General features: G+C 41.6%; 22 protein-coding genes and 1 pseudogene. 17 read left to right on the top strand and 6 right to left on the bottom strand.

All coding sequences use genetic code 11. The annotated features are described in order from the left end of the window. The first annotated feature begins 45 nt into the window (after positions 1–45). The 14 genes and pseudogenes from DDV96_RS06030 to DDV96_RS05970 all read left to right on the top strand — a co-directional run bounded on the left by DDV96_RS06030 (position 46) and on the right by DDV96_RS05970 (position 11,988). Positions 46–717: a ferredoxin reductase domain-containing protein gene (locus DDV96_RS06030; RefSeq protein ID WP_116693853.1), complete on the top strand. Its 672-nt coding sequence runs from the start codon at positions 46–48 to the stop codon at positions 715–717. Positions 718–751: 34 nt separating this feature from the next. Next, positions 752–1,281 (top strand): annotated as a pseudogene (locus DDV96_RS06025) (DUF488 domain-containing protein). A gap of 15 nt (positions 1,282–1,296) precedes the next feature. Continuing rightward, the gene (locus DDV96_RS06020) at positions 1,297–2,016 is read left to right on the top strand and encodes an SDR family oxidoreductase (RefSeq protein WP_116693852.1); all 720 of its coding nucleotides are present in this window, start codon (positions 1,297–1,299) and stop codon (positions 2,014–2,016) included. An 18-nt stretch (positions 2,017–2,034) separates the two neighbouring features. Then, entirely contained in the window at positions 2,035–2,508 is a 474-nt protein-coding gene (locus tag DDV96_RS06015) for a hemerythrin domain-containing protein (protein WP_116693851.1), read from the top strand. 85 nt (positions 2,509–2,593) lie between these two features. Further along, complete coding sequence (locus DDV96_RS06010; RefSeq protein WP_116693850.1) at positions 2,594–5,020, top strand: heavy metal translocating P-type ATPase; 2,427 nt, start codon at positions 2,594–2,596, stop codon at positions 5,018–5,020. A 60-nt stretch (positions 5,021–5,080) separates the two neighbouring features. Beyond that, positions 5,081–5,278 carry a cbb3-type cytochrome oxidase assembly protein CcoS gene (ccoS, locus tag DDV96_RS06005; protein ID WP_116693849.1) on the top strand — a complete coding sequence of 66 codons (198 nt, stop codon included), beginning with the start codon at positions 5,081–5,083 and terminating at the stop codon, positions 5,276–5,278. Positions 5,279–5,325: 47 nt separating this feature from the next. Beyond that, positions 5,326–7,527, top strand: coding sequence for a cytochrome-c oxidase, cbb3-type subunit I (gene ccoN, locus DDV96_RS06000; RefSeq protein ID WP_116693848.1), 2,202 nt, complete (start codon positions 5,326–5,328; stop codon positions 7,525–7,527). A gap of 2 nt (positions 7,528–7,529) precedes the next feature. Continuing rightward, complete coding sequence (locus DDV96_RS05995; protein WP_116693847.1) at positions 7,530–7,736, top strand: CcoQ/FixQ family Cbb3-type cytochrome c oxidase assembly chaperone; 207 nt, start codon at positions 7,530–7,532, stop codon at positions 7,734–7,736. Next, positions 7,733–8,704: a cbb3-type cytochrome c oxidase N-terminal domain-containing protein gene (locus tag DDV96_RS05990; protein ID WP_116693846.1), complete on the top strand. Its 972-nt coding sequence runs from the start codon at positions 7,733–7,735 to the stop codon at positions 8,702–8,704. The genes DDV96_RS05995 and DDV96_RS05990 overlap by 4 nt, the downstream gene beginning before the upstream one ends. A gap of 100 nt (positions 8,705–8,804) precedes the next feature. Then, on the top strand, positions 8,805–10,226 hold the full coding sequence (gene ccoG / locus DDV96_RS05985; RefSeq protein ID WP_116693845.1) for a cytochrome c oxidase accessory protein CcoG: 1,422 nt from the start codon (positions 8,805–8,807) through the stop codon (positions 10,224–10,226). Positions 10,227–10,385: 159 nt separating this feature from the next. Beyond that, complete coding sequence (locus DDV96_RS05980) at positions 10,386–10,832, top strand: FixH family protein (protein WP_116693844.1); 447 nt, start codon at positions 10,386–10,388, stop codon at positions 10,830–10,832. A gap of 57 nt (positions 10,833–10,889) precedes the next feature. Beyond that, entirely contained in the window at positions 10,890–11,615 is a 726-nt protein-coding gene (locus DDV96_RS05975; RefSeq protein ID WP_116693843.1) for a sulfite exporter TauE/SafE family protein, read from the top strand. 31 nt (positions 11,616–11,646) lie between these two features. Further along, positions 11,647–11,775 carry a hypothetical protein gene (locus DDV96_RS16085; protein WP_262497871.1) on the top strand — a complete coding sequence of 43 codons (129 nt, stop codon included), beginning with the start codon at positions 11,647–11,649 and terminating at the stop codon, positions 11,773–11,775. 15 nt (positions 11,776–11,790) lie between these two features. After that, the gene (locus tag DDV96_RS05970; RefSeq protein WP_116693842.1) at positions 11,791–11,988 is read left to right on the top strand and encodes a hypothetical protein; all 198 of its coding nucleotides are present in this window, start codon (positions 11,791–11,793) and stop codon (positions 11,986–11,988) included. A 49-nt stretch (positions 11,989–12,037) separates the two neighbouring features. Here DDV96_RS05970 and DDV96_RS05965 read toward each other — a convergent pair whose 3' ends face one another. The 5 genes from DDV96_RS05965 to hemN all read right to left on the bottom strand — a co-directional run bounded on the left by DDV96_RS05965 (position 12,038) and on the right by hemN (position 17,300). Beyond that, positions 12,038–12,676, bottom strand: a complete 639-nt coding sequence (locus tag DDV96_RS05965; protein WP_116693841.1) for an SCO family protein — start codon at positions 12,674–12,676, stop codon at positions 12,038–12,040. Beyond that, the gene (locus tag DDV96_RS05960) at positions 12,673–13,380 is read right to left on the bottom strand and encodes a formylglycine-generating enzyme family protein (RefSeq protein WP_116693935.1); all 708 of its coding nucleotides are present in this window, start codon (positions 13,378–13,380) and stop codon (positions 12,673–12,675) included. Before DDV96_RS05960 ends, DDV96_RS05965 begins: the two co-directional genes overlap by 4 nt. 78 nt (positions 13,381–13,458) lie before the next feature. Beyond that, on the bottom strand, positions 13,459–14,931 hold the full coding sequence (nirK, locus tag DDV96_RS05955) for a copper-containing nitrite reductase (RefSeq protein WP_116693840.1): 1,473 nt from the start codon (positions 14,929–14,931) through the stop codon (positions 13,459–13,461). Positions 14,932–15,198: 267 nt separating this feature from the next. Then, the gene (ric, locus tag DDV96_RS05950) at positions 15,199–15,921 is read right to left on the bottom strand and encodes an iron-sulfur cluster repair di-iron protein (protein WP_116693839.1); all 723 of its coding nucleotides are present in this window, start codon (positions 15,919–15,921) and stop codon (positions 15,199–15,201) included. A 17-nt stretch (positions 15,922–15,938) separates the two neighbouring features. Further along, positions 15,939–17,300, bottom strand: a complete 1,362-nt coding sequence (gene hemN, locus DDV96_RS05945; RefSeq protein WP_116693838.1) for an oxygen-independent coproporphyrinogen III oxidase — start codon at positions 17,298–17,300, stop codon at positions 15,939–15,941. A gap of 217 nt (positions 17,301–17,517) precedes the next feature. On the opposite strand from hemN, the gene DDV96_RS05940 reads away from it, so the two are divergent. Further along, positions 17,518–19,638: an alanine/glycine:cation symporter family protein gene (locus DDV96_RS05940; RefSeq protein WP_116693837.1), complete on the top strand. Its 2,121-nt coding sequence runs from the start codon at positions 17,518–17,520 to the stop codon at positions 19,636–19,638. A 286-nt stretch (positions 19,639–19,924) separates the two neighbouring features. On the opposite strand, the gene upp is transcribed toward DDV96_RS05940, so the two are convergent. Continuing rightward, a complete protein-coding gene (gene upp / locus DDV96_RS05935) occupies positions 19,925–20,578 on the bottom strand; it encodes a uracil phosphoribosyltransferase (RefSeq protein WP_116693836.1) in 654 nt (217 codons plus the stop codon). Between the two features lie 212 nt (positions 20,579–20,790). Between upp and DDV96_RS05930 the strand changes: the two genes are divergently transcribed. Together DDV96_RS05930 and DDV96_RS05925 are read left to right on the top strand one after the other, a co-directional pair. After that, positions 20,791–21,630 carry a universal stress protein gene (locus tag DDV96_RS05930; protein ID WP_116693835.1) on the top strand — a complete coding sequence of 280 codons (840 nt, stop codon included), beginning with the start codon at positions 20,791–20,793 and terminating at the stop codon, positions 21,628–21,630. 219 nt (positions 21,631–21,849) lie between these two features. After that, positions 21,850–23,055 carry an exonuclease domain-containing protein gene (locus DDV96_RS05925; protein WP_116693834.1) on the top strand — a complete coding sequence of 402 codons (1,206 nt, stop codon included), beginning with the start codon at positions 21,850–21,852 and terminating at the stop codon, positions 23,053–23,055. Positions 23,056–23,065 lie beyond the last annotated feature (10 nt).

The raw sequence follows: 23,065 nt of genomic DNA, 5'->3' as shown, positions 1-23,065 counted from the left end.
TTTTTATCTTTTAGGTAAGAGCAACAGTCATAAAATTTGAAAATCATGAAAAATCAACCAGTTAAAATAAAATCCATAGAACACAATACCCACGATGTATTGCACATAGTAACTGAAAAACCAGATGACGCCGATTTTACCCCAGGTCAAGCCACCGAGGTTTTTATCGACAAAGAAGGTTGGCAAAACGAAGGCAGGCCCTTTACATTTACTTGTTTGCCAAAAGACCGTTACTTGGAGTTCTATATAAAAACCTATCCCTCCCGCGACGGGGTCACCAAGGAACTGCTTGAGCTTAAAGCTGGGGATTCGCTCATTTTAAACGACGTGTTCGGTGCCATTGCTTATAAAGGTGAAGGTACCTTCATTGCCGGTGGGGCAGGGGTTACGCCCTTTATTTCCATTTTAAGGGATTTAAGGGAACAAGGTAAATTGGGTGCCAACAAACTCATTTTTGCCAATAAAACCAGAAAAGACATTATCCTTCAAGATGAGTTTCAAACCATGTTGGGCGATAACTTTATCAATATCCTTTCGGAAGAAGAAACCGAAGATTATCCCCATGGGCATATTTCAGAAGGTTTCATAAAAAAACATGCCACTTCCTTAAACGGTGTTTTTTATGTATGTGGCCCACCGCCTATGATGGATGCCGTACAAGAGCAGTTAAGTAATTTAAACGTGAAAGAGGAAGCAATTGTTACCGAAGAATTTTAAACGTCCTTCCTACATTTTCATTGAAAACAACCGTATGACCAAGGAACAAAACAAAAAAATCTGGACCATTGGGCATTCCACCCATTCTTATGATGACTTTATTGCTATGCTACAATCGTTCAACATTGCGCATTTGGTGGATGTCCGCAGTTTTCTCGGTTCCCGGAAATTTCCGCAGTTCAATAAAGAAAACCTCAAAGAATCCCTGCCTGAAAACCATATTCAATATACCCACATAAAAAACCTGGGCGGCAGGCGTAAAGCAAAACCTGATTCCAAAAATACCGTATGGCGCAATGCGTCGTTCCAAGGCTATGCAGATTATATGGAAACCCCAGAATTTAAAGAGGTTTAAAAACACTTAAAACCCTGGCGTCCCAAAACCGTGTGGCGATTATGTGTGCCGAAGCAGTGTGGTGGCGGTGTCACCGGTCTATGGTTTCCGATGCCTTAAAAGCCCAAGGGTGGGAAGTCCTTCATATTATGAGCGAAAACAAGAAACAGGAACACCCCTACACCCAACCTGCAAAAATCGTGGATGGGCAACTGAGCTATCAAGAATAATAAAACGACATAAAAATGAACCTAACCAATAAAACAGCAATCGTAACCGGGGCCAGCAGTGGGCTTGGGGCTGCGATTTCAGAAAAACTGATCCAAAACGGAACAAAAGTTTATGGCCTTGCCCGAACTACCAAAAAACTCAAGGCGCTGCAAGAAAACCTGGGCGGCTCATTTAATCCTGTCGAGTTGGACATTTCGGAACCTGAAGCGGTAAAAAAGTGGATTAACAGTACTTTTTCTGAAGATAACATCCCCGATATTTTGATCAATAATGCCGGAGCGGGCTCGTTTGGTAAACTCGATGAAATGGCTTCGGAAACGTGGCTCAACATGATCAATACCAACCTAAACGGCATGTACTATATCACTTCGCAAGTGGCAGCTTTGATGAAAAAAAATGAAGGAGGAAACCACATTGTAAATATTGGTTCTATTTTGGGCAATATGGGCCGTGCCGAATCTGCTGCCTACTGCACCACAAAATACGGCGTACAGGGGTTTAGTGAAGCGCTTTTTAAGGAACTTCGGTTTTTTAACATCAAGGTTACGTGTTTCAACCCGGGTTCCATCGATACCCATTTCTTTGAAAGTTCGGGCATAACCCCTCATACCAATATGTTACAGCCCACAGATTTGGCCAATAGCATTGTGCACATATTGCAAACGCCCGACAACATGCTCATTAACGATATTACCATTCGCCCATTAAACCCAAAAAAACCAGAAACCAACTAACCTAAAGCTATAAAGTTTATGTCTGCTACTAAAAAGAACAAACCCATAAAACGTCATGAAGCCTTAAAACCGTTAAGCCGGCAACATCATTTTGGCTTGCTTTTTTCTTGGAAAATTAGAAAAGGCTTTTCGAAAAATATTTCCTTGGAACGGATGAAAAAATATTCCGATTGGTTTTTTAAAACCGAAATAAAACCCCATTTCGATGCCGAAGAAAAGCATATATTCCCCATTTTGGACAAAGAAAACGAATTGATAAAACGTGCCTTAAAAGAACACCGTCGTATTAAAAGATTGTTTAAGGATACGGAAGACGTTGAAAAATCCCTAAGCCTTTTGGAAGAAGAACTGCAGGCCCACATCCGGTTTGAAGAACGGGTGCTTTTCAATGAAATTCAAAAAGTGGCAACGGCCGATGAGCTGGAAACCATTGAAAAAATTCATATTGAAGACAGTTCCAAAGCCGAATACCACGACCCTTTTTGGGAGTAGCAATAGGCGACTGATAAATATCATTTTTTTTAATAACCGTTCAATAGTACATTTGTAATAGGTATAATGAGCAAATTTTAATTGAATGGTAAACTGTTTCCATTGTGGGGACCCTTGTGCAGATACCCTAATCGAACACAAAGAGAAATCCTTTTGTTGCCACGGCTGTAAAACGGTTTTCGATATCCTGCATGACAGCGACCTTGGTTATTACTACGACCTGGACAGCAATCCAGGGATTTCACCTCAAGAAATAGAAGGGAAATTCGACTTTTTGGACAACGAGGGCATTGTGGAAAAACTATTGGAGTTTGACAACGGCACGACCCAAATTGCTTCTTTTTTAATACCCTCCATCCATTGTAGCAGTTGTATCTGGGTGTTGGAAAACCTGAACAAACTCGACAAAAACGTACTGTCTTCACAAGTAAACTTTCCCGAGAAAACGGTGCGCATCACTTTTTCTTCTGAAAAAACCACTTTAAAAAAACTGGTGCTGTTGCTCAGCCGTATTGGGTACGAGCCTTACATTTCGCTTGAAAATTCAGAGAAAAAAGAAAAAACCGTCAACCGTACGTTGATCTACAAACTCGGGGTCGCCGGTTTTGCCTTTGGGAATGTGATGTTCCTTTCTTTTCCGGAGTATTTTGAAGTAGAAGAATTCTGGTTGGACCAATTTAAAAACATGTTCCGCTGGTTAATGTTTGCCTTTTCGGTGCCCGTGGTGTTTTACTCAGGCAGGGGATATTTCACTTCGGCTTACAAAGGGCTGCGATCGGGTATCCTGAACATCGACGTGCCCATTGCTATTGGCATAGCCGTGTTATTTTTAAGAAGCACCTTGGAAATCGTCATGGATTGGGGCACGGGTTTTTTCGACAGCCTTACCGGTTTGGTGTTCTTCTTGTTGTTGGGCAAGTTTTTTCAGCAGAAAACCTATTCTTACCTATCATTCGAACGTGATTACAAATCGTATTTCCCCATTGCCGTAACCCGATTGCTAAAAAACAAGAACGGCATAGTTGAAGAAGAACAGGCCGAAGTATATAAAATACAAAAAGGCGATCGGTTGCTTATTCGCAACAACGAGCTTTTGCCCGTGGACGCCATTTTAATAAAAGGCAAAGCCCTTATCGATTACAGTTTTGTAACGGGCGAGGCCGAGCCGGTTTCCAAACAATCTGGCGATAAACTGTACGCTGGCGGAAAACAACAAAATGGCGTACTGGAAGTGGAAGTATTGAAACCCGTAGAACAAAGCTACCTCACCCAACTGTGGAGCAATGAGGTGTTTAGCAAAGATAAAACGGGAATTTTCCAATCGTTGACCGATGGCATTAGCAAGCGGTTTACGGTGGCCATACTGAGTATTGCTTTTATCTCGGCTATAATTTGGTTGGTGGTAGATCCATCAAAAGCATTTAACGTGTTCACAGCGGTATTGATCGTGGCCTGTCCTTGTGCCATTGCCTTGGCAGCACCGTTTACCTTAGGAAATGTGCTGCGCATTTTCGGGAATAATAAATTTTATTTAAAAGAAGCCTCCATCATTGAACAAATGGCCAAAGTGGACACCGTGGTTTTCGATAAAACAGGAACGCTCACCACCAACCGGAAAAACACCATTACTTACGAGGGGATCGAGCTATCCCCAACCGAACAACAATTGTTGACCAGTACCTTGCGCGCTTCCAACCATCCGTTGAGCCGTTCGCTGTACGCCATACTTGATAAAAACAACATCCAAACCCTCGATGAATTTGAAGAAGAGGTAGGCAAAGGGATGTCGGCTTCGGCAAAAAATGCTACCATTAAAGTAGGCTCTTCGGCCTTTGTTAAGGAAAATCCAAAACATTTTAATACTGAGGATATTTCAGAAAAACAAAAGAAAACCACGGTACATATAAGCAGCAACGAGGAGTACAAAGGCCGTTATGTTTTTGAAAATGAATACCGCGAGGGTGTTTCAGAACTATTTGAAGCCTTACGGCAAAATAAAGAAGTCATTGTGCTTTCTGGAGATAACGACGGCGAACGCGAACGCTTGGAAAGCATGTTGCCAAAAGGGACCCAACTTATTTTTGACCAAAAGCCTGAAAATAAATTGGATTTCATAGAAAAACTGCAACAATCTGGGAAAACCGTTATGATGATCGGCGATGGCCTTAACGATGCCGGGGCGTTGAAACAGAGTGATGTGGGGATTGTAATTTCAGAAAACATCAATGTGTTTTCCCCTGCTTGTGATGGGATTTTAGATGCTTCGGTATTTAAAAAACTGATGCCTTACATCGATTTTTCCCATAAGGGAATCAAGATCATAAAGTGGGCTTTCTTGCTTTCGCTGCTGTATAACCTTATTGGGCTTACGTTTGCGGTAACCGGACACCTAAAACCTGTCGTTGCCGCTATTTTAATGCCGTTGAGCAGTATTAGCATCGTGGTTTTTACCACATTGGCCACCCAATATGCAAGCAGGGAATTAAGAATGGATATAAATAAGCAAAATTGACGAATGTCATATTTTTTTTATGTTCCCAAAAGTAGTTTTACACCATTATAAAAATTAGGTATGAGTATTATTTATGTGTTATTGAGCATTAGTGTTTTGGTGGCCATTGTCTTTTTTGTGGCTTTTATCATTTCGGTAAAAAGAGGGCAGTACGATGATACCTATACCCCGTCGGTGCGAATGTTGTTTGAAGATGAATTGGTAAAAGAAGAACCGTTGCAACAAGATAAGGAAGAAAACAAAGTCAATTCAAAATAATCAAAGAGTCCCGTGCCTTTGCGGGAAGAAACACTAACTATTATATTATGCAAACAGAGCAGTTTTATTACGATAACAAGATCGTAAAAAAGTTTGTCAATGCCACCATTTTTTGGGGGATCATTGGTATGAGTGTAGGTCTTTTACTGGCCTTTATGTTTTTATTTCCTAACGTTACCGATGGTATTTCGTGGTTGAGTTTTGGTCGGTTACGGCCCCTGCACACCAATGCGGTGATCTTTGCTTTTGTAGGAAATGCCATATTTGCCGGGGTGTACTATTCTACCCAAAGGTTGTTGAAAGCCCGTATGTGGAAAGATTGGTTGAGCAACCTGAATTTTTGGGGCTGGCAGGCAATTATTGTAGGGGCAGCCATCACGTTACCACTGGGCTACACCACATCAAAAGAATATGCCGAGCTGGAATGGCCTTTCGATATTGCCATTGCCGTTATTTGGGTAGCTTTTGGTGCCAACTTAATTGGGACCATGTTAAAAAGAAGACAAAGGCATTTATACGTGGCTATATGGTTTTACTTGGCAACCTTTGTAACCGTAGCTGTACTGCACATTGTTAACAGTATCGAACTGCCTGTTAGCGCGTTGAAAAGTTATTCATTTTATGCCGGGGTGCAAGATGCATTGGTGCAGTGGTGGTATGGCCACAATGCCGTTGCGTTTTTCTTGACCACTCCGTTCTTGGGATTGATGTATTATTTTGTGCCCAAAGCGGCCAACCGTCCCGTGTATTCGTATAAACTGTCCATCATCCACTTTTGGTCTTTGATATTCATCTATATCTGGGCCGGGCCGCACCACCTATTGTATTCGTCCTTGCCAGCTTGGGCTCAAAACTTGGGTGTGGCCTTTTCTGTTATGTTGATTGCTCCTTCTTGGGGAGGGATGATAAACGGATTGTTGACCTTGCGCGGGGCTTGGGACAAAGTACGAACCGATCCTGTACTTAAATTTATGGTCGTGGCCATTACTGGTTATGGTATGGCAACCTTTGAAGGGCCTATGCTTTCCCTTAAAAACGTAAATGCCATTGCGCATTTTAGCGACTGGATTATTGCACACGTGCACGTGGGAGCGTTGGCCTGGAATGGCTTCTTGACGTTTGGGATGATTTATTGGTTGGTGCCCCGGTTGTTTAAAACAAAACTGTACTCCGTTAAATTGGCAAATACCCATTTTTGGGTAGGTACATTGGGTATTATTATGTATGCCCTGCCCATGTACGTGGCTGGATTTGTACAAGCCTCTATGTGGAAACAATTTAACCCAGACGGAACGCTTACCTACGGAAACTTCTTGGAAACCGTAGCCGAAATCATGCCCATGTATTGGATGCGTGCCATAGGAGGGAGCTTGTTTATTCTCGGTGCTTTCATTTTGCTTTACAATATTGTAATGACCGCCCGCAAAGGAAGCAAAGTAACCGATGAATTGGCCGAAGCTGCCCCATTGCAAAAAGTGACCAAACACCGTACGGCAAAAGAAGGCTACCATACTTGGTTGGAAAGACGTCCGGTAAAATTGACCATTTTTGCAACCATTGCCATTCTTATAGGTGGCGCGGTGCAAATAATTCCATCGTTGTTGGTTGATGATTATGTACCGGTTATTTCAAGTGTAAAACCTTACACCCCGTTAGAATTGGAGGGTCGCGATATTTACATCCGTGAGGGATGTGTGTCTTGCCACTCCCAAATGGTGCGGCCTTTCCGAAGTGAGGTGGAACGTTATGGCGAATATTCCAAAAGTGGGGAATACGTATACGACCATCCCTTTTTATGGGGAAGTAAGCGTACCGGTCCCGACCTGTTACGGGTAGGCGGCAAGTACAGCGACAACTGGCACTTAAATCACATGTACGATCCACAGAGCACCTCGTCCGGTTCCATCATGCCATCGTATAAATGGCTTATCAACACAGAATTGGACAAAAGTGATACTGAAGCAAAAATGGAGGCAATGGTCACCTTGGGTGTGCCTTATACCGAAGAAGAAATAGCCAATGCCCAACAGTGGATGCTGGAACAAGGAACCCAAATAGAACAAAACCTGTACAGCGATCCCGATTTTGCCGATACCTATGAAGCCGATAAAAAATATGCTGAAGAAAACGGAGAAGAATTTGTTGAAATGCGCAACAGGGAAATTGTGGCTGTCATTGCCTACCTGCAACGTTTAGGAACCGATATTAAAGTAAAAACCGCTGAAGACGCTTCAGCCCAAAATAACTAACTATGTTAAAATTCATTAAAGGAAACTTGGAAAGCATCGATGGGGTAGCAGTCTATCCCATCATCTCACTGCTTATCTTTTTTATATTTTTTGCAGCTCTGTTTTGGTGGGTGTTCACCGCAAAAAAAGACCATATAAAAGAAGTCAGCAACATTCCGTTGGAACTTTCTGAAAACGAAACTAACGATAAAAACGACCTTCCATTATGAAAACAACAGCATCTTATTTAAGGCTAATAGGTATAATGGTCCTAGCATTTTTCCTAATGGAATTCATCGTCGCGTCCGGCGATGATTGGGCCATCATAAAATATCCGGTCATTTGGGCGGTTTTAGGTTTGGTATTTCTCTTCGCCATCGCCGTAGAAGTTATTTCAGAAACATTGAACAGCATTCTCTTTAGGGGCATGAACGAAGAAGCACAAGAACGCTACCTTGCTGCCGAAGCTCATAAAAAGGAAAACAATTGGTTTAAAAAGACCTACGAAAAACTGTTGGCCAAAAAACCTATAGAGAAGGAAGAGGATATTGTATTGGACCATAATTACGACGGAATCCGTGAACTGGACAACGTATTGCCACCGTGGTGGGTCTATATGTTCTATGCAACCATTATCTTTGCAGTGGTTTATTTGGTGCGCTATCACGTTTTTGACGGCATTGACCAAGAAGAGGAATACGAGATAGCAGTTGCTGAAGCCCGAGCACAAATTGAAGAGTACAAAAAAACTGCAAAAGACCTCATTGACGTCAATACGGTGGAACTATTGACTGGCGAGCAAGATATTGCTGCCGGAAAAACCGTGTTTGAAGCCAATTGCGTTGCCTGTCATAAAGTTGATGGTGGTGGAGGCATTGGCCCTAACTTGGTCGATGATTACTGGATATTGGGCGGCGGTATCAAAAATGTGTTCAATACCATTTCAGAAGGAGGCCGTGCTGGGAAAGGGATGGTCGCTTGGAAAACTGACCTAAAACCCAGTGAAATGGCACAGGTTGCCAGTTATGTGCTTAGTTTGCACGGCACCACCCCAGCAGACCCGAAAGATCCGGAAGGCGACCTTTGGGTAGACCCCAACGCTCCAGTGGAAGAAGTTGAAGTAGAACAAATCGACTCGACTAAAATACAAGTGAAAATTGAAGACCAACCCGTAACGGGCGATGTGGTGGAAGAATAGTAGATGTAAGTTAAACTAATCCGAAATACCCTGCAATGTTTATTAAAACCCTTGTCCATTAGGCAGATAGGCTTGTAGGTGTATTTAAAATAAGATTAACGTGGAAACTCCAGAAAACGAATCATTTAGGGACAGTATTGGTACCATAGACGAAGAAGGGAAACGCTCTTGGGTGTACCCCAAAAAACCTTCGGGAAAGTTCTATGAATACCGTAAATATGTCAGCTATTTTTTGTTGGCGTTTCTGTTTGCCGCTCCCTTTATTAAGATAAACGGCAATCAATTTTTGCTGTTCAACGTACTGGAAAGGCGGTTCAATATATTTGGGTTTCCGTTTTGGCCACAGGACTTTCATTTGTTTGTGCTTTCCATGCTCATAGGGGTGGTCTTTATCATACTGTTTACAGTGGCTTTTGGAAGGATTTTCTGTGGATGGATCTGTCCGCAAACTATTTTCCTGGAAATGGTTTTCAGAAGAATTGAATATGCTATTGAAGGAGACCGAGGAAAACAGATTAGGTTGGACAAACAACCTTGGAATGCCGATAAGATAAAGAAAAAGGGCTTAAAGTGGTTTATATTTTTTGTCATTTCATTCTTAATCGCAAACATTTTTCTCGCCTATATCATTGGCAGCGACAAATTGTTGGAATACATTGTTGAAGGTCCTATTGAAAACCTGAACACTTTTGTCTCCTTGATTATTTTTACCAGCGTGTTCTACTTTGTGTTTGCCTGGTTCCGGGAGCAGGTGTGTATTATCGCCTGTCCTTATGGACGCTTGCAAGGCGTGCTGTTGGACAATAAGAGCATTGTTGTGGCGTATGACCATAAACGGGGCGAAAAAGAAAAGGGCAGGGCCAAGTTCAATAAAAAAGAAGACCGTGAAGCTTCTGGAAAAGGGGACTGCATAGATTGTTTTCAATGTGTTCACGTATGTCCCACCGGTATTGACATCCGTAACGGTACCCAGTTGGAATGTGTCAACTGTACCGCCTGTATCGATGCTTGCGATAGCATTATGGAAGCAGTGAACCTGCCAAAGGGGTTGATTCGCTATGCCAGTGAAGAAAATATTGAAAAGAAAGCAAAATTTAAGTTCACGCCAAGATTAAAAGGCTACAGTGCCGTTTTGTTGATACTGGTAGGTGTATTAGTGGGCATGCTTTTCCTTCGGAATGATGTAGAAGCAAGGGTATTAAGGCTTCCCGGACAATTGTACGAACATAAGGAGGATAACATGATAAGCAATGTGTTTACCTTTAAACTCATTAATAAAACCACCGAGGATGTCAACAATGTTCATTTTGAATTGATGTCGCACAAAGGGACCATTAAGTTGGTGACGCACGATGAGTTTCAAGTTCCAAAACAAGGCTTGGCCGAAGGAACCTTGTTTATAGAAATAAACGCCAGTGCATTGAGCGGTGACAAAGACAAAGTGAAAATAGGCGTGTACAGCGGCGACGAATTGATAGAAACCACCACGGCTTCCTTTCTAGGGCCGAGGAGCTATAAGTAGCGTTGTGGTGAGTCTATATTTGAGACCTGAACGTTTCCGATGAAGATTTACCATATAAATAACGTGCTGAGTGTGGCTCTAAGTCCCACTATTGGCCACGTGGTAGGTAAATAAAGTTTAAGGTTAATTAAAAAATACCCGTTCAATCGGGCAACTATTATGAAAATAAATTGGGGAACAGGAATCGTGATCGGTATCGCAGCTTTCATTTGTTTTATCATGTTTTTTGTGATAAAGATGAGCACCAACGATAAATACAGCTACGACCTGGTCGTGGAGGAGTATTACAAAAAAGAACTGGCTTTTCAACAAGAGATTGATGCCGAAGAAAATATGAAATTGTTTTCTGAAAAAATAAAAGGGAAACGAACACCTGAAGGTTGGTTGCTTTCCTTTCCCAATGAACTAAAGCCTGAACAGGTTTCGGGTACGGTGTTCCTATACAGACCGTCCAACAAGCAACTGGATTTTCAGCTACCCTTGAAACTGTCCGGTTTAAATTTGCTCATACCTAACAAGCACTTGGTGGGCGGTCGTTGGAACATTACCGTGCATCTGGACTATGAGGGGAAAAAATATATGTATAAAGAAGAGATTGTGTATTAAACCGCTTTGTTTGTTTATTGAACAACGGAACAAAAATAGATCATTTACAGTAACATTATGTTAGTATCAGCGCTCATATTCGGTTTGTTGGGAAGTTTCCACTGTGTGGGAATGTGCGGTCCCATTGCCTTTTTGCTGCCGGTGGAGCATAAAAAACCGTTAAAAAAGGCCGGCCAAATTTTCTTGTACCACTTCGGAAGAATTTTGGCCTACTCCATTATCGGGCTGTTGTTCGGGTTGTTGGGAAAAAGCCTGTACCTTTTTGGGATGCAGCAACAATTGACCATGGCGATAGGGGTGTTGATGATCGTGGTCGTTTTGCTTCCGTACAGGACATTTCAGAAATATAACTTTTCAAAACCGCTGTTCAGGATCATTTCAAAAGTAAAAAGCGAACTGGGCACCGCATTGAAAAAAAAGTCGCCCGACACGTTTTTGACCATCGGTTTCTTGAACGGATTCTTGCCTTGTGGCTTGGTCTATATGGCCGTTTTTGGCGCCATAGCTTCTGGTAATGCTTTACAGGGCAGCTTGTATATGGCATTGTTTGGGCTGGGCACTGTCCCGTTGATGACCACCGCCATTTATTTGGGCAATTTTTTAAATGTGCAGGTACGGCAACGCATCCGTAAGGCGATACCCGTTTTTGTGGTGCTCATTGGGTGTTTGTTCATCGTGCGCGGGATGGGGCTGGGGATACCATACATTTCGCCAAAACCCGCCGTTGAAATGGTAAATGCCAATTATGAATGCCATTCTGTTTCAGAAAGTACCCAATTTTAAATTAATATAAACCAATAAAAATATATCAATTATGTTCAATACCATCATACCGTTAGTAGATTGGGGAATGGGCACTGCCATTATCGGGGTGTTCGCCGTGGTTTGCGTTGTGCTCACCATTGTTGTTTATAGCATGGTAAACAGCGGAAAGAAAAAGTAATTAAAAGAACAAACTATGAAAACAGCAACTTTTATAAACGCTTGGAACGACAGTGGTTTAATTTTAACTATCTTGGGAGGATTGGTGCTTCTTGCGGTGCTTTTTACCGTTATTAAGCTCATCACCAAAAAAGGGAAGAATAAAGATGGCATGGTGCACAACAAACCCAAAAAGAACGACGACCCTGAAAGAAATCGCAAACGAAAGAATTAGTCAGGCAATAACCATAACCGATTGATTTGGGCTTTTGGAAAGCCGTCCATCAATTGGTGGCAAAATCTTTAATGGCTTTAATGGTTTCTTTGTTGTCAACTCCCAGGCCTTCTTGTTGGTGTACCAATTCGCCTTTTTTATTGAACACGCTTATAATATTCGAGTGCGAAAAGTCTATAGGCGAAATCGCTTTGTAGTTTACGGCCAACACAGCGGCAAATTCACGAGTATCTTCTTCGGTACCACGCAAAAACAGCCACTTGTCATCTTCCATTTGGTTTTCCTTTGCAAATTCCCTTAACCGTTTTGGCGTATCGGTTTTTGGGTCAATGCTCACAAATACATATTGCACATTGTCTTGTTTATCATCGGGTATTTGTTTCTCGATGTTGCGCATATCGGCCACTAAGCGCGGACAGGCGGCCTGGCACGACGTATAGATCATAACCATGGCCAATACCTTGCCCTGTAAATCTTCCATTTTTATCTCGCTCCCGTCTTGTGTGGTCCATACGGAGGGTAGATTGTAGATGGACATATCGGAAAAGTCTTCCTTTTTTGCTACTTTTTCAGTCCCGATGTTTTGGGGGGCATCTGTCGTAGCGGTCTTTTCTTTTTCAGAATTGTTTTTGCAGGAAACTGCGAGTAATGAAATTCCCAAAACAATATACTTTAAATAGTTTTTCATAAAGAATCTTTCTTTTCAATATCCTTTGCGCAACGAAAACCAAGGTTGTTGATGGTGTAATTCCCTTTTACACTGCTTCTGAAGGCGTAGCGCATGAAGGCTGCATAATTCATTAAATCTGTAGCCCCAACGGCAGCGGCACTGCAAAAAAGGTTTTTGTTTTTGCCTCCGTTCCTTGATTCTGAAGAGATGAGCACCGAGTTGAAATCTTGGGTCCATTCCCATACCAAGCCGTGCATATCGTAAACGCCCCAATAGTTTTTGCGTGTGCTGCCTATTTGCTGGTGTTCATCTTTGGGACGTTCGTACCAACTTAAAATATATTGGTTGTAGCTATCTTTTTTCCGCGCATCGGGGCTATTGTCATCTGCCATGGCAACGTACTCCCATTCATCTAAGGTAGGAAGCCGTTTACCTTGGCATTTGCAATACGCTTTGGCGGCAAACCACGATACATTGGTTACAGGCTCATCTTCCTTATCGTTTGGGTTTAATTGGAGGTCGCCTTGCCAAGCGTTCAGGTAGTTATCATCGGCAAAAAGGCCTTTCACATTGGATTTACGCCACTTTGGGTTATCCTTGACAAATGCAAGATACTCTGCCTTGGTTACGGGAACCGTGTCCAATAAAAAAGCATCGACCGCTACTTGTGAGGAGTCCCTACCGTATAAAGGAGTATAGCTTCCTCGCTCTATGGTTGCCATCTCGGGGTTTTGAGACCAAACTGGGATGCCCATGGAGAAAAGCATGATACTTAGAATGCAATGTTTAAACTTCAAACCTTATCTCTTACTGCGTTGTTTTTTTACCATTTCTTCGGTTACCACCGTACCGTTATTGTCCCAGCTGTTATAAACATACGTAAGTACGTTTGCAACCTCCCTATCGCTAAGTACTTGGGCGGTCATCACGGAGTTGTATTTTTTTCCATTAACGGTAATTTCGCCCGACTTACCGTGCAGTACAATATCTATGGCCCGATCAACATCGGCATTTAGGTAATCTGAATTGGCCAGAGGAGGAAACGCATTGGGCACTCCTTGTCCGCTGCTTTGGTGACAAGCAACACACGTACGTCCATACACGTTTTTACCCATTTCCATTTGTTGTTCTTTTGAAAGGTTTTCTGGTGGTTTCGATGCGGCTACTTCGGCTTCATCGATAGGCATTTTTTGAATGGCTCCACCTTCAGGTTCGTAAATTCCTTCTTCTATTTTACCTTTATACACTTTTTTGTTTTTCTCTCCTTTGGCTTCTATTTGTGCCAAAGCTCCTTTGTTGAAGGCACGGAAAACACTGTGATCTACCAGAAGGTATTCACCGGGGGCATCAACTTTAAACTCGATTATAGCCGCTCCACCTGCTGGGATAACTGTTGTTTGTACGTTTTCGTTTACCAAAGTTCCACCTTCCACATTTACTTTATCGAATATTTCACCAATGACGTGAAAAGAAGAGATCAAGTTTGGTCCTGCATTTCCAACGAACAAACGTACAGTTTCACCAACATTAACTTCCAAGGCTTTGTCGCCAACCATAGCACCAACATGACCGTTAAAAACTACATAGTCTGCGTCTTCTTCTATGGCTTTTTTCATATCGAATGGCTGTAACCCCGGCTCGCCAAAATCGCCTTCAGTATAAAAATCACCTTGCATAATGTAAAACTCTTTGTCCACAGGCTCTAAACCGCCATTGGGTTCGACCAAAATAAGGCCATACATACCGTTGGCAATGTGCATGCCCACAGGAGCAGTTGCACAGTGATACACATAAAGACCTGGGTTTAACACCTTAAAGGAAAATACGGTTTCGTGCCCCGGAGCGGTCAGTGACGATACAGCGCCTCCGCCAGGTCCATTGACTGCGTGCAAGTCTATATTGTGTGGCAGTTTGTTTTGTGGATGGTTTTTAAGGTGGAACTCAATTTCGTCCCCAACTACGGTGCGGATAAAGCTACCAGGAACATAGCCATCGAAGGTCCAGTACATATACCGTACGCCATCGGCCAGTTCGCCTTCCAATTCCAAGATTTCCATATCCACGATCAAATTCTTCGCTTTACGCCTGCCTACTGGGGTAGGGACATTGGGCGGAGCGGTGAGCTCGGCACGCATGGTTTGGTTCACGGGAATATCAACCGCATCTTCATATACTTTTGGGGATTTGTCATTTATGCATCCTGAAGTACCGAGGATGACACCGATACCACACATTACTTTAATGGCAATATTTTTGTTTAACTTTAGTTTCATTATTTATTTTTTTAAATAATTAATTTTCATCAATTTTTACAATAAAAATATCTTTTTAACACAAAAATTTCCTCGTTTTGTATTAAAAACATAAAAACAACCTAAAAATCAAAGCTACAAAAATACTCATCGATTGCAAAAAACTTTAAACAAAGTCCAGCCTCAACCTCACTATTTAAATTGATTAAAAAAAGGAAGCTGAATATTACTTCAACTTCCCTTTCTAATTAAACCAAACTTTAAGTGTTAACCCATAAAGGGCGGTACTTAATTCCTTAATGCCTTTTCCAGCTTTAATGCTTTAGGGTGCAAAATGTTATTCTCTAAATGGATGTGGGTATGCAGGTCTTGCTCAAATTCTTCCAGTTTATCGTACAATGCCCTAAAGGTGTTGCAAGCTCCCTCGGGTGGAGTGTAATTGTTGGTCAATCGTGCGATTTCCTTGAATATATCGCCTGCGTCTTCATGTTCGCTTTCCATCATGGCGATGGGGTTTTCCACAGTCCTGAAATGTGGTGTGTCCAGTTTACCGCCTTCTTTTTCGGTCTGTACCATGTTTTTTATGAACGGGAAAAGCACCATTTCTTCTTTTTTCATATGGGCCGAAAGTTCTTCGGAAACTTCTATAAAGAGGTCCCGTATCTTCAGCAGTTCGGTATAGTGGTGCCCGTGCACTTTTGCCACTTTTTTTACATATTGCAACAATAGTGGGATGCTTTCTGCTACATATATATGGTGTACGGCCACAATGTGGTCTATCAATACATCGAGCGGCCAATTAAGGTAATCGTAATCTTCTTCCACATTCATGTCAAAACGGTGGAGTTCTTCGGCCAAGATATTGTAATCAATGCCTTTTTTCTCACAGGCCTTTTGCACGGTTATCCCACCCCCACAACAGAAGTCGATTCCGTGTTTTTTGAATATATGGGAGGTTTTTATGTTTTCAGCAACGATATCGGCAATCGTTTTTTCTTCGGATATGCTCATAATTATAGTTTTAAATGTTATACGGTCATGGAAAATAGTTGGGTGTCCGGTTGCTTACGCTGCAACAACAGATCGAATGCCATACAAGCATTGCGAACAAAAGGCCTTCCTTTCTCGGTAATGTGCAGTGCATTGCGTTCTATGTGCAATAGCCCGTCGGCTTCCATTTCTTTTAAGTTGATCAATACATCCGCTAGTTCGGCAAACCAGCCTTGTTCTTTGCTCCAAGTGGTAGTTAGTTTGCACATCAAATTTAAAATGTGTTTGCGGATTGTTAGGTCTTCTTGGGTTAATATGTGACCTTTGAATACTGGGATTTTGCCTTCTTCCACCTGTTTTTGGTATGCTTCCACCGTTTTTACGTTTTGTGCAAAACTGTACCAGCTATCGCTAATGGCCGAAACGCCCAGACCGATCATGGCTTGGGTTTTTGAAGCGGTGTAGCCCATAAAATTACGGTGTATGGTCTTGTTTTCAACGGCTTTGTAAAGGCTGTCGGTCTTTAATGCAAAATGGTCCATCCCAATTTCCACATACCCCGCTTCGAGCAGCATTTGTTTGCCAATTTCATATTGTTCCCTTTTTTCTGAAGCAGTAGGCAGGTCGGCCTCTTTAAACCCGCGTTGGCCGTTGCCTTTTATCCATGGCACGTGAGCGTAGCTGTAAAAGGCGATACGGTCTGGCATGAGTACTTTGGTGCGCTCAATGGTGTGGATAATATGCTCTTTTTTCTGAAACGGAAGCCCAAAAATGATATCGTGCCCTACCGAAGTATAACCGGCCTTTCTTGAATTTTCGGTTGCTTTTTTAACATTTTCGAACGGTTGAATACGGTGAATGGCCTTTTGTACCGTTTCATTATAATCTTGAACCCCAAAACTTACCCGGTTAAACCCTAACGAAGCGAGCATATGCAAATGGGCCTCGGTGGTATTGTTGGGATGGCCTTCAAAGCTCAGTTCGGCGCCATCGGCTTTAATGGAATGTTCAAAAATACCGTCGAGCAAGGATTTTAAATTTTCCGCAGAAAAAAAAGTGGGGGTACCGCCACCCAAATGCAGTTCTTTTATTATCGGCTTTTCGTTAAAAAGGGCGCGGTAGAGCTGCCATTCTTTTAAAACAGATTGCAGATAAGGAATTTCTACGCCATGGTTTTTGGTTATGCGTTTGTTGCAACCGCAAAAGGTGCACAAACTTTCGCAAAACGGTAAGTGGATGTAGAGGCTGATTCCTTCGGTGGCATTGGTTTCTTTAAAACTTTGCTGAAGGGTTTGGGTCCAAGCGTCACTGGTAAACGATTCGTTTTTCCAATAAGGAACGGTGGGGTAGCTCGTGTACCGCGGTCCCGCGACATTATATTTTTGTATTAGGTTTGACATACAAAGAAATTTACTTCGCAAAAATAACAAGCAAGCGTTTTGTATAAAATGACAATTATCAGTTATAAAAGACTAAAAGGTCTGTTATTGTTAAAAAACTGATTTTAAGCCTATTTCAATAAAAAGGGTCTGGGTTTTGGCATCCCTATCCTTATTGTTAGTTTTGCAGCTGTTTAAAAACCAGTGTTAAATACTATTAAAATAGTTGACCTTTTTTATGAGAACTTTATGGCTTTTTATTTTTATCCCTTTTTTGTTGACTTCCGTTTGCAATGGGCAGGATTTGATAGAACCGGATCCTAATCTGAAACTGCTTGTGGAGGTCAGTAACCCTTCAAAAGAAATAAATAACGGTGTAGCTAAGGTTCGTGTTAAAGGAGGTAAAGCACCTTTTATATATAAATGGAGCAACCAAGCCACTGCTTTGGATGCAAAAAAATCGGTGAACTTGATTGAAGGGATGGAACATTCGATTACCGTTACCGATGCCAATGGAACCACAGCTTCAAAAACATTTATCATCCCTTCGGAATCCATTCCTGAAATTTTCAACAGCAATGTGCAACCGGCCGTGGATTTTTTGGGCAACGTCCTGTTCTGGGATCCTTTTTCAACTTTCGGAATTTATGACCCCGTGGTCTATACCGACAATAAACAGGTTCCCATTCCCAATTGGGATGCCACTACTAACGAAAAGTATGTTTTAAAAGAATGGGTGGTGCCCGAACATGAGCGTGTGGAAGAAGGGCAGAAAATCGCCATTGTAAAAAGCACCAATGGAAAACCTAAAGCTGTATTTGCTTCGGCTAACGGAACCCTAAAACACTTAGTTGCTGAAGGTGGTGTTATTTTCAATCCTGAAAACACCACCGATGTCATAGAACAAGGCGCCCATTTTCTCGCTCAAATAGATTTTGACAGTCCGCAGCCGTTGCTGTACCCTAATGGCGATATAAAGACCAATACCATTCCGTTTATTGTAATTTGGTTAATACTGGGCAGTATCTTTTTCACCTTTAGGTTGGGTTTTGTTAACATTCGCGGTATTCGCCATTCCATAGACTTGGCAAGGGGGAAGTTTGACGATCCCAATGCGCCGGGGACCATAACGCATTTTCAGGCGATGGCCACGGCTGTTTCGGCCACCGTGGGCTTAGGGAACATCGCCGGGGTTGCAGTGGCCATCTCGTTAGGTGGCGCCGGGGCGACTTTCTGGATGTTTATGGCGGGATTTTTCGCTATGTCGCTAAAATTCGCTGAATGTACCTTAGGGGTTAAATATCGCTTTATCAACAAAGAAGGCCGCATTTTTGGCGGACCGATGAACTATCTACGCTACGGCTTGGAAAAACGGAACATGAAAGGATTGGGTAAGTTTTTGGCGGCGCTTTTTGCTGTTTTGGGCGTAGGTGCTTCTCTGGGCGGCGGAAATATGCTGCAATCCAATCAGGCGTTTAAAATAGTGGCCGAGCAATTGCCGTTGCTGGAAGGACAAGGATTTTGGTTTGGGATTATTTTTGCCATATTGATTGGAGCTGTAATTATAGGCGGTATCAACAGTATTGCACGGGTTACCGGAAAAGTAGTGCCTTTTATGGCCGTTGTATATGTTTTGGGCTGTTTGGTCGTTATTGGAACAAATATCGAGAATATTGGTGGGGCCTTTGCCGCTATTTTTAACGGTGCTTTCTCTGCCGATGCGCTAAAAGGCGGTTTTATTGGCGTATTGATCATAGGGCTGCAACGTGCTGCCTTTTCCAGTGAAGCAGGCGTGGGTTCTGCGGCTATTGCCCACAGTGCTTCCAAAACCAATAACCCCATAGCCGATGGCTTTACCTCTTTGGTAGAACCTTTGATAGATACCATGTTGGTGTGTACCATGACCGCACTGGTATTGATTTTCACGGGTATGCACGAAGTAGGCGGTTTAGGAGGGGTCGAGCTTACCTCCGATGCTTTCGGGAGTGTGATTTCATGGTTTCCGGCCGTGCTCGCTTTTGCTGTCTTGCTGTTTGCTTTTTCTACCATGGTTTCTTGGTCGTATTACGGTATGCGCTCTTGGACCTATTTATTCGGCAGGAGCAAGCAATCTGAAATGGTTTATAAAGTCCTGTTTTTGGCATTCGTTGTTCTTGGGGCTTCGGTAAGCTTGGGAGCTGTGCTCAGTTTTTCAGATATGATGATCTTGGCCATGTCCTTCCCCAATATTATAGGCCTCTATATTATGTCGCCAGAAATACGGGCCGATATGATAGCCTATTGGGAAATGCTCAAAAACTCCCAGTTGTACATTAACCCGAAGTTTAGGGAAGCTAAGGCTGAAACAGGAGCAGATTGAGAATAGCTGGTATTCAAAATGCAATCATGGAAAGATCGCCCAAACTTGTCGTAAACTGAAACTATTGACAGATACGTGGATTGCGGTTGTGGTTTCTTCGGAAATATTAAGAAATTTACAACTTTAGCACTTCATTGTTTCAATTGTGCAAAAAAGCCTGCTGAACTAAACCCAACACAATCCAATGCGCAAACAGGTGTCGTCGTAGGCGGGAGTATTTCTTAAAAAATAGTTGAAGATTGAAAATGTCTTTGACCTTAGCGATACGATGCAAGGGTCTAAACAGTCACAGTTTTTCACCAAAGGCCAAATCGCCGGCATCGCCCAATCCTGGCAGGATATAACCACGGCTGTCTAATTTTTCATCTACAGCGGCTATCCAAAGATGGGTGTTTTCGGGAAATTTATCCTTGATATATTCAATTCCTGGTTTTGCGCCTATGATGGAAAGAATATGGATTTGCTTTGGGGTACCGTGACTTTTAAATGCCTTTAAAACATTTTCCAAGGTTTTTCCTGTTGCTAACATTGGGTCGGTTAGCAGTAACGTTTTACCTTCAATAGATGGCGATGCCAAATAATTAACGATCACTTCAAAATCGTCACCGCCATCAGGGTGGTGCCGATAGGCCGAAATATAAGCGTTTTCTGCTTTGTCAAAAAAGTTGATAACGCCTGTATGCAAAGGTATTGCCGCCCGTAAAATGGAACATACCACTACGTCGTTTTGGGGTATTTTCATTTCTTTCTTCCCCAATGGGGTTTTCACAACTTCGGTTTTAAAGTGCAATGTCTTACTCATTTCATAACTGAGTATTTCGCCAATACGTTCTATGTTTTTGCGAAAGCGCATGGCATCTTTTTGGATGGAAACATTGCGCATTTCCATAATAAATTGGTTGAGAATGGAATTTTCGTTGCTGAAGTCGTGAACAATCATAATTTTATAGAATTGTTACGAAGTTATCATTTCTTATTGATGAAAGATATAATGAAGCATTATTTTTTCTTCGAACCTTAAATTAAACACCTTTATTATCCTATCATAAACGGGCTTTTACTCACAGCATACAATTTGGTGTGGTATGATTTATATCAGCTTTTAAGTCAGAATTTTGGGTTAGTTTTGATAGCTGTTAATTTTTCTTAATAATGAAAACAATACTCATTCCGGTAGATTTTTCAAAAGAATCTGAAAAAGCACTTTCGGTAGGCGCTATTATAGCAAACCGTATAGCTGCCAAATTGGTGCTGACGCATATGACTGATTTAAATAACAATCAGGAACGTGAAGGAGCAACCGATGTTATTTCCAAAAAATCTTCATATTCAAAATTGGTCGCCAAACGTTTCGATGATTTTTTACAAAAGGATTTTTTAACAGGCGTTTTGGTGGAGCCGCTTATGCAACACCATATCGATTTCAACAGCATAAGTTCGCTCGCAGAAGATATTTCAGCAGATTTGATCATTATGGGCTCAAAAGGCAAAAAAGAGCTTGCAGAAGGAGTGACAGGGAGCAATACCGAAAAGGTAGTGCGCAGCTCGAAAGTGCCGGTATTGGTGGTTAAAGGGAATGAACTTAATTTTTCATCGGACCGAATATTGTTTGTTAGCGACTTTAATGAAGAAAGCATCGATGCCTACAAACGGGTATGTGGTATTGCCGAAATGTTACAATCTAAAATGAACTTTTTATACATTAACCTTCCAGGAGAAGCTTTTAAAAGCACTACGAAAATGGATGAAGTATTGTTCCACTTTTTTTCTAAAGCCGAGCATCCAGATCCTGTGGGAGCTATAAAACAAGTTAACAGAATTGCAGATTACTCCATAAAAGAGGGGATTTACAATTTTTCCAATTTAACTGCAACTGATATCATTGCCATCCCCACTCACGGAAGTAACGATATCTCGAATACATTTCATGAAAGTATAAGCGAAGATGTGGCAAACCACTCGATAATCCCTGTGCTTACGTTGCGGATTTAGTTTTTTCGGTTGGTGATCATACAATTATTTTATCGTTTTTTATAAAATGAATGTTGAATCATTTAAACCTTTTAAACGTCCAATGATTCAAAATTTGTTGAATGGCCAACAGGTAGTTTTCAATACTATTTCATGTTTTTTGGAATAAATCCGTATAATGGAATATTCCCTATAAGTAATTTTATTTTTTACTTTTGTAGTAAATAAATAAATAAACTAATGGAAGACAAAATTTTCTCCATTGTCGATGTAGAGACTACGGGTGGTGGGATGCGAGGTAATAGGATAACTGAAATTTGTATTATAACCCTTCAGAATGGTGAAATTTTAGATAAATACACCACACTTATTAACCCCGAAAAGATAATTCCTCACCACATAACAGCGCTAACAGGTATATCCAATGAAACGGTTGAAGATGCGCCACTATTTTATGAAGTTGCTGTAAAAATTCAAGCAATTACCGAAAATACCATTTTCGTTGCCCACAATGTCCATTTCGATTATAATGTGTTGCGAAACGAATTTCGACGATTGGGAATGGAATTTGACCGAAAGAAGCTTTGTACGGTTCGGTTATCAAGAAAATTAATACCCCATCTTTTAAGTTATAGTTTGGGTCGCATTTGCAGTTCCATCAATATACCTATTGAAAACAGGCATAGGGCCGAAGGCGATACCGATGCCACGGTAATTTTATTCCAAAGACTGATGCGTTTGGATGATAACCATGAAGTTTTCGATCAATTTTTAAACCCTAGGTCAAAGGAAGCCTCTTTGCCACCGCACTTAAATTCAAAACAGATAATAGATTTGCCCAATTCCGCAGGAATCTATCTTTTTAAGAATAAAGATCAGAAGGTTATTTATGTGGGAAAAGCAAAAAACATTAAGAAAAGGGTATTGTCTCATATCTATAATAAAAAGAATAAAGGATATTTAATGTGCCAAGAAACATTCTTTATTGAGCACGAGGAAACTGGGAGTGAACTTACCGCGCTCTTATTGGAATCGGAATTAATCAAGAAATACTATCCTAAGTTTAACAGAGCGCAAAAAAGGCCGCAAAGCTCTTATGAAATCATTTCATATAAAAACCAACGGAACATCATCCAATTAGCCATTACCAAAACTAAGACTGCGAATGATTCTTTAATGACATTCTATAACAGAACACTGGCACGCGAACGATTGGAATATATATGTGAAACATTCTATTTATGCCCACGTTATTGCAGCCTGCAAAGCAATGTGGAGATCTGTTCACATTATAAAATAAATAATTGTGAAGGTATTTGTGAGGGGACGGAAGAAATAGACGATTATAATAAAAAGGTTCTTGCGGCAATAGCCCATTTAAATGATAATAAACCCACCTTTATTGTTTATGGCAATGGAAGAAATGATACTGAAAGAATCCATTGAGATTACCAAC

This window comes from Marixanthomonas spongiae, assembly GCF_003095375.1.
Lineage (GTDB): Bacteria > Bacteroidota > Bacteroidia > Flavobacteriales > Flavobacteriaceae > Marixanthomonas > Marixanthomonas spongiae.
The sequence above is the reverse complement of the archived record's forward strand: the minus strand, read 5'-3'. Positions and strand labels throughout refer to the sequence as shown.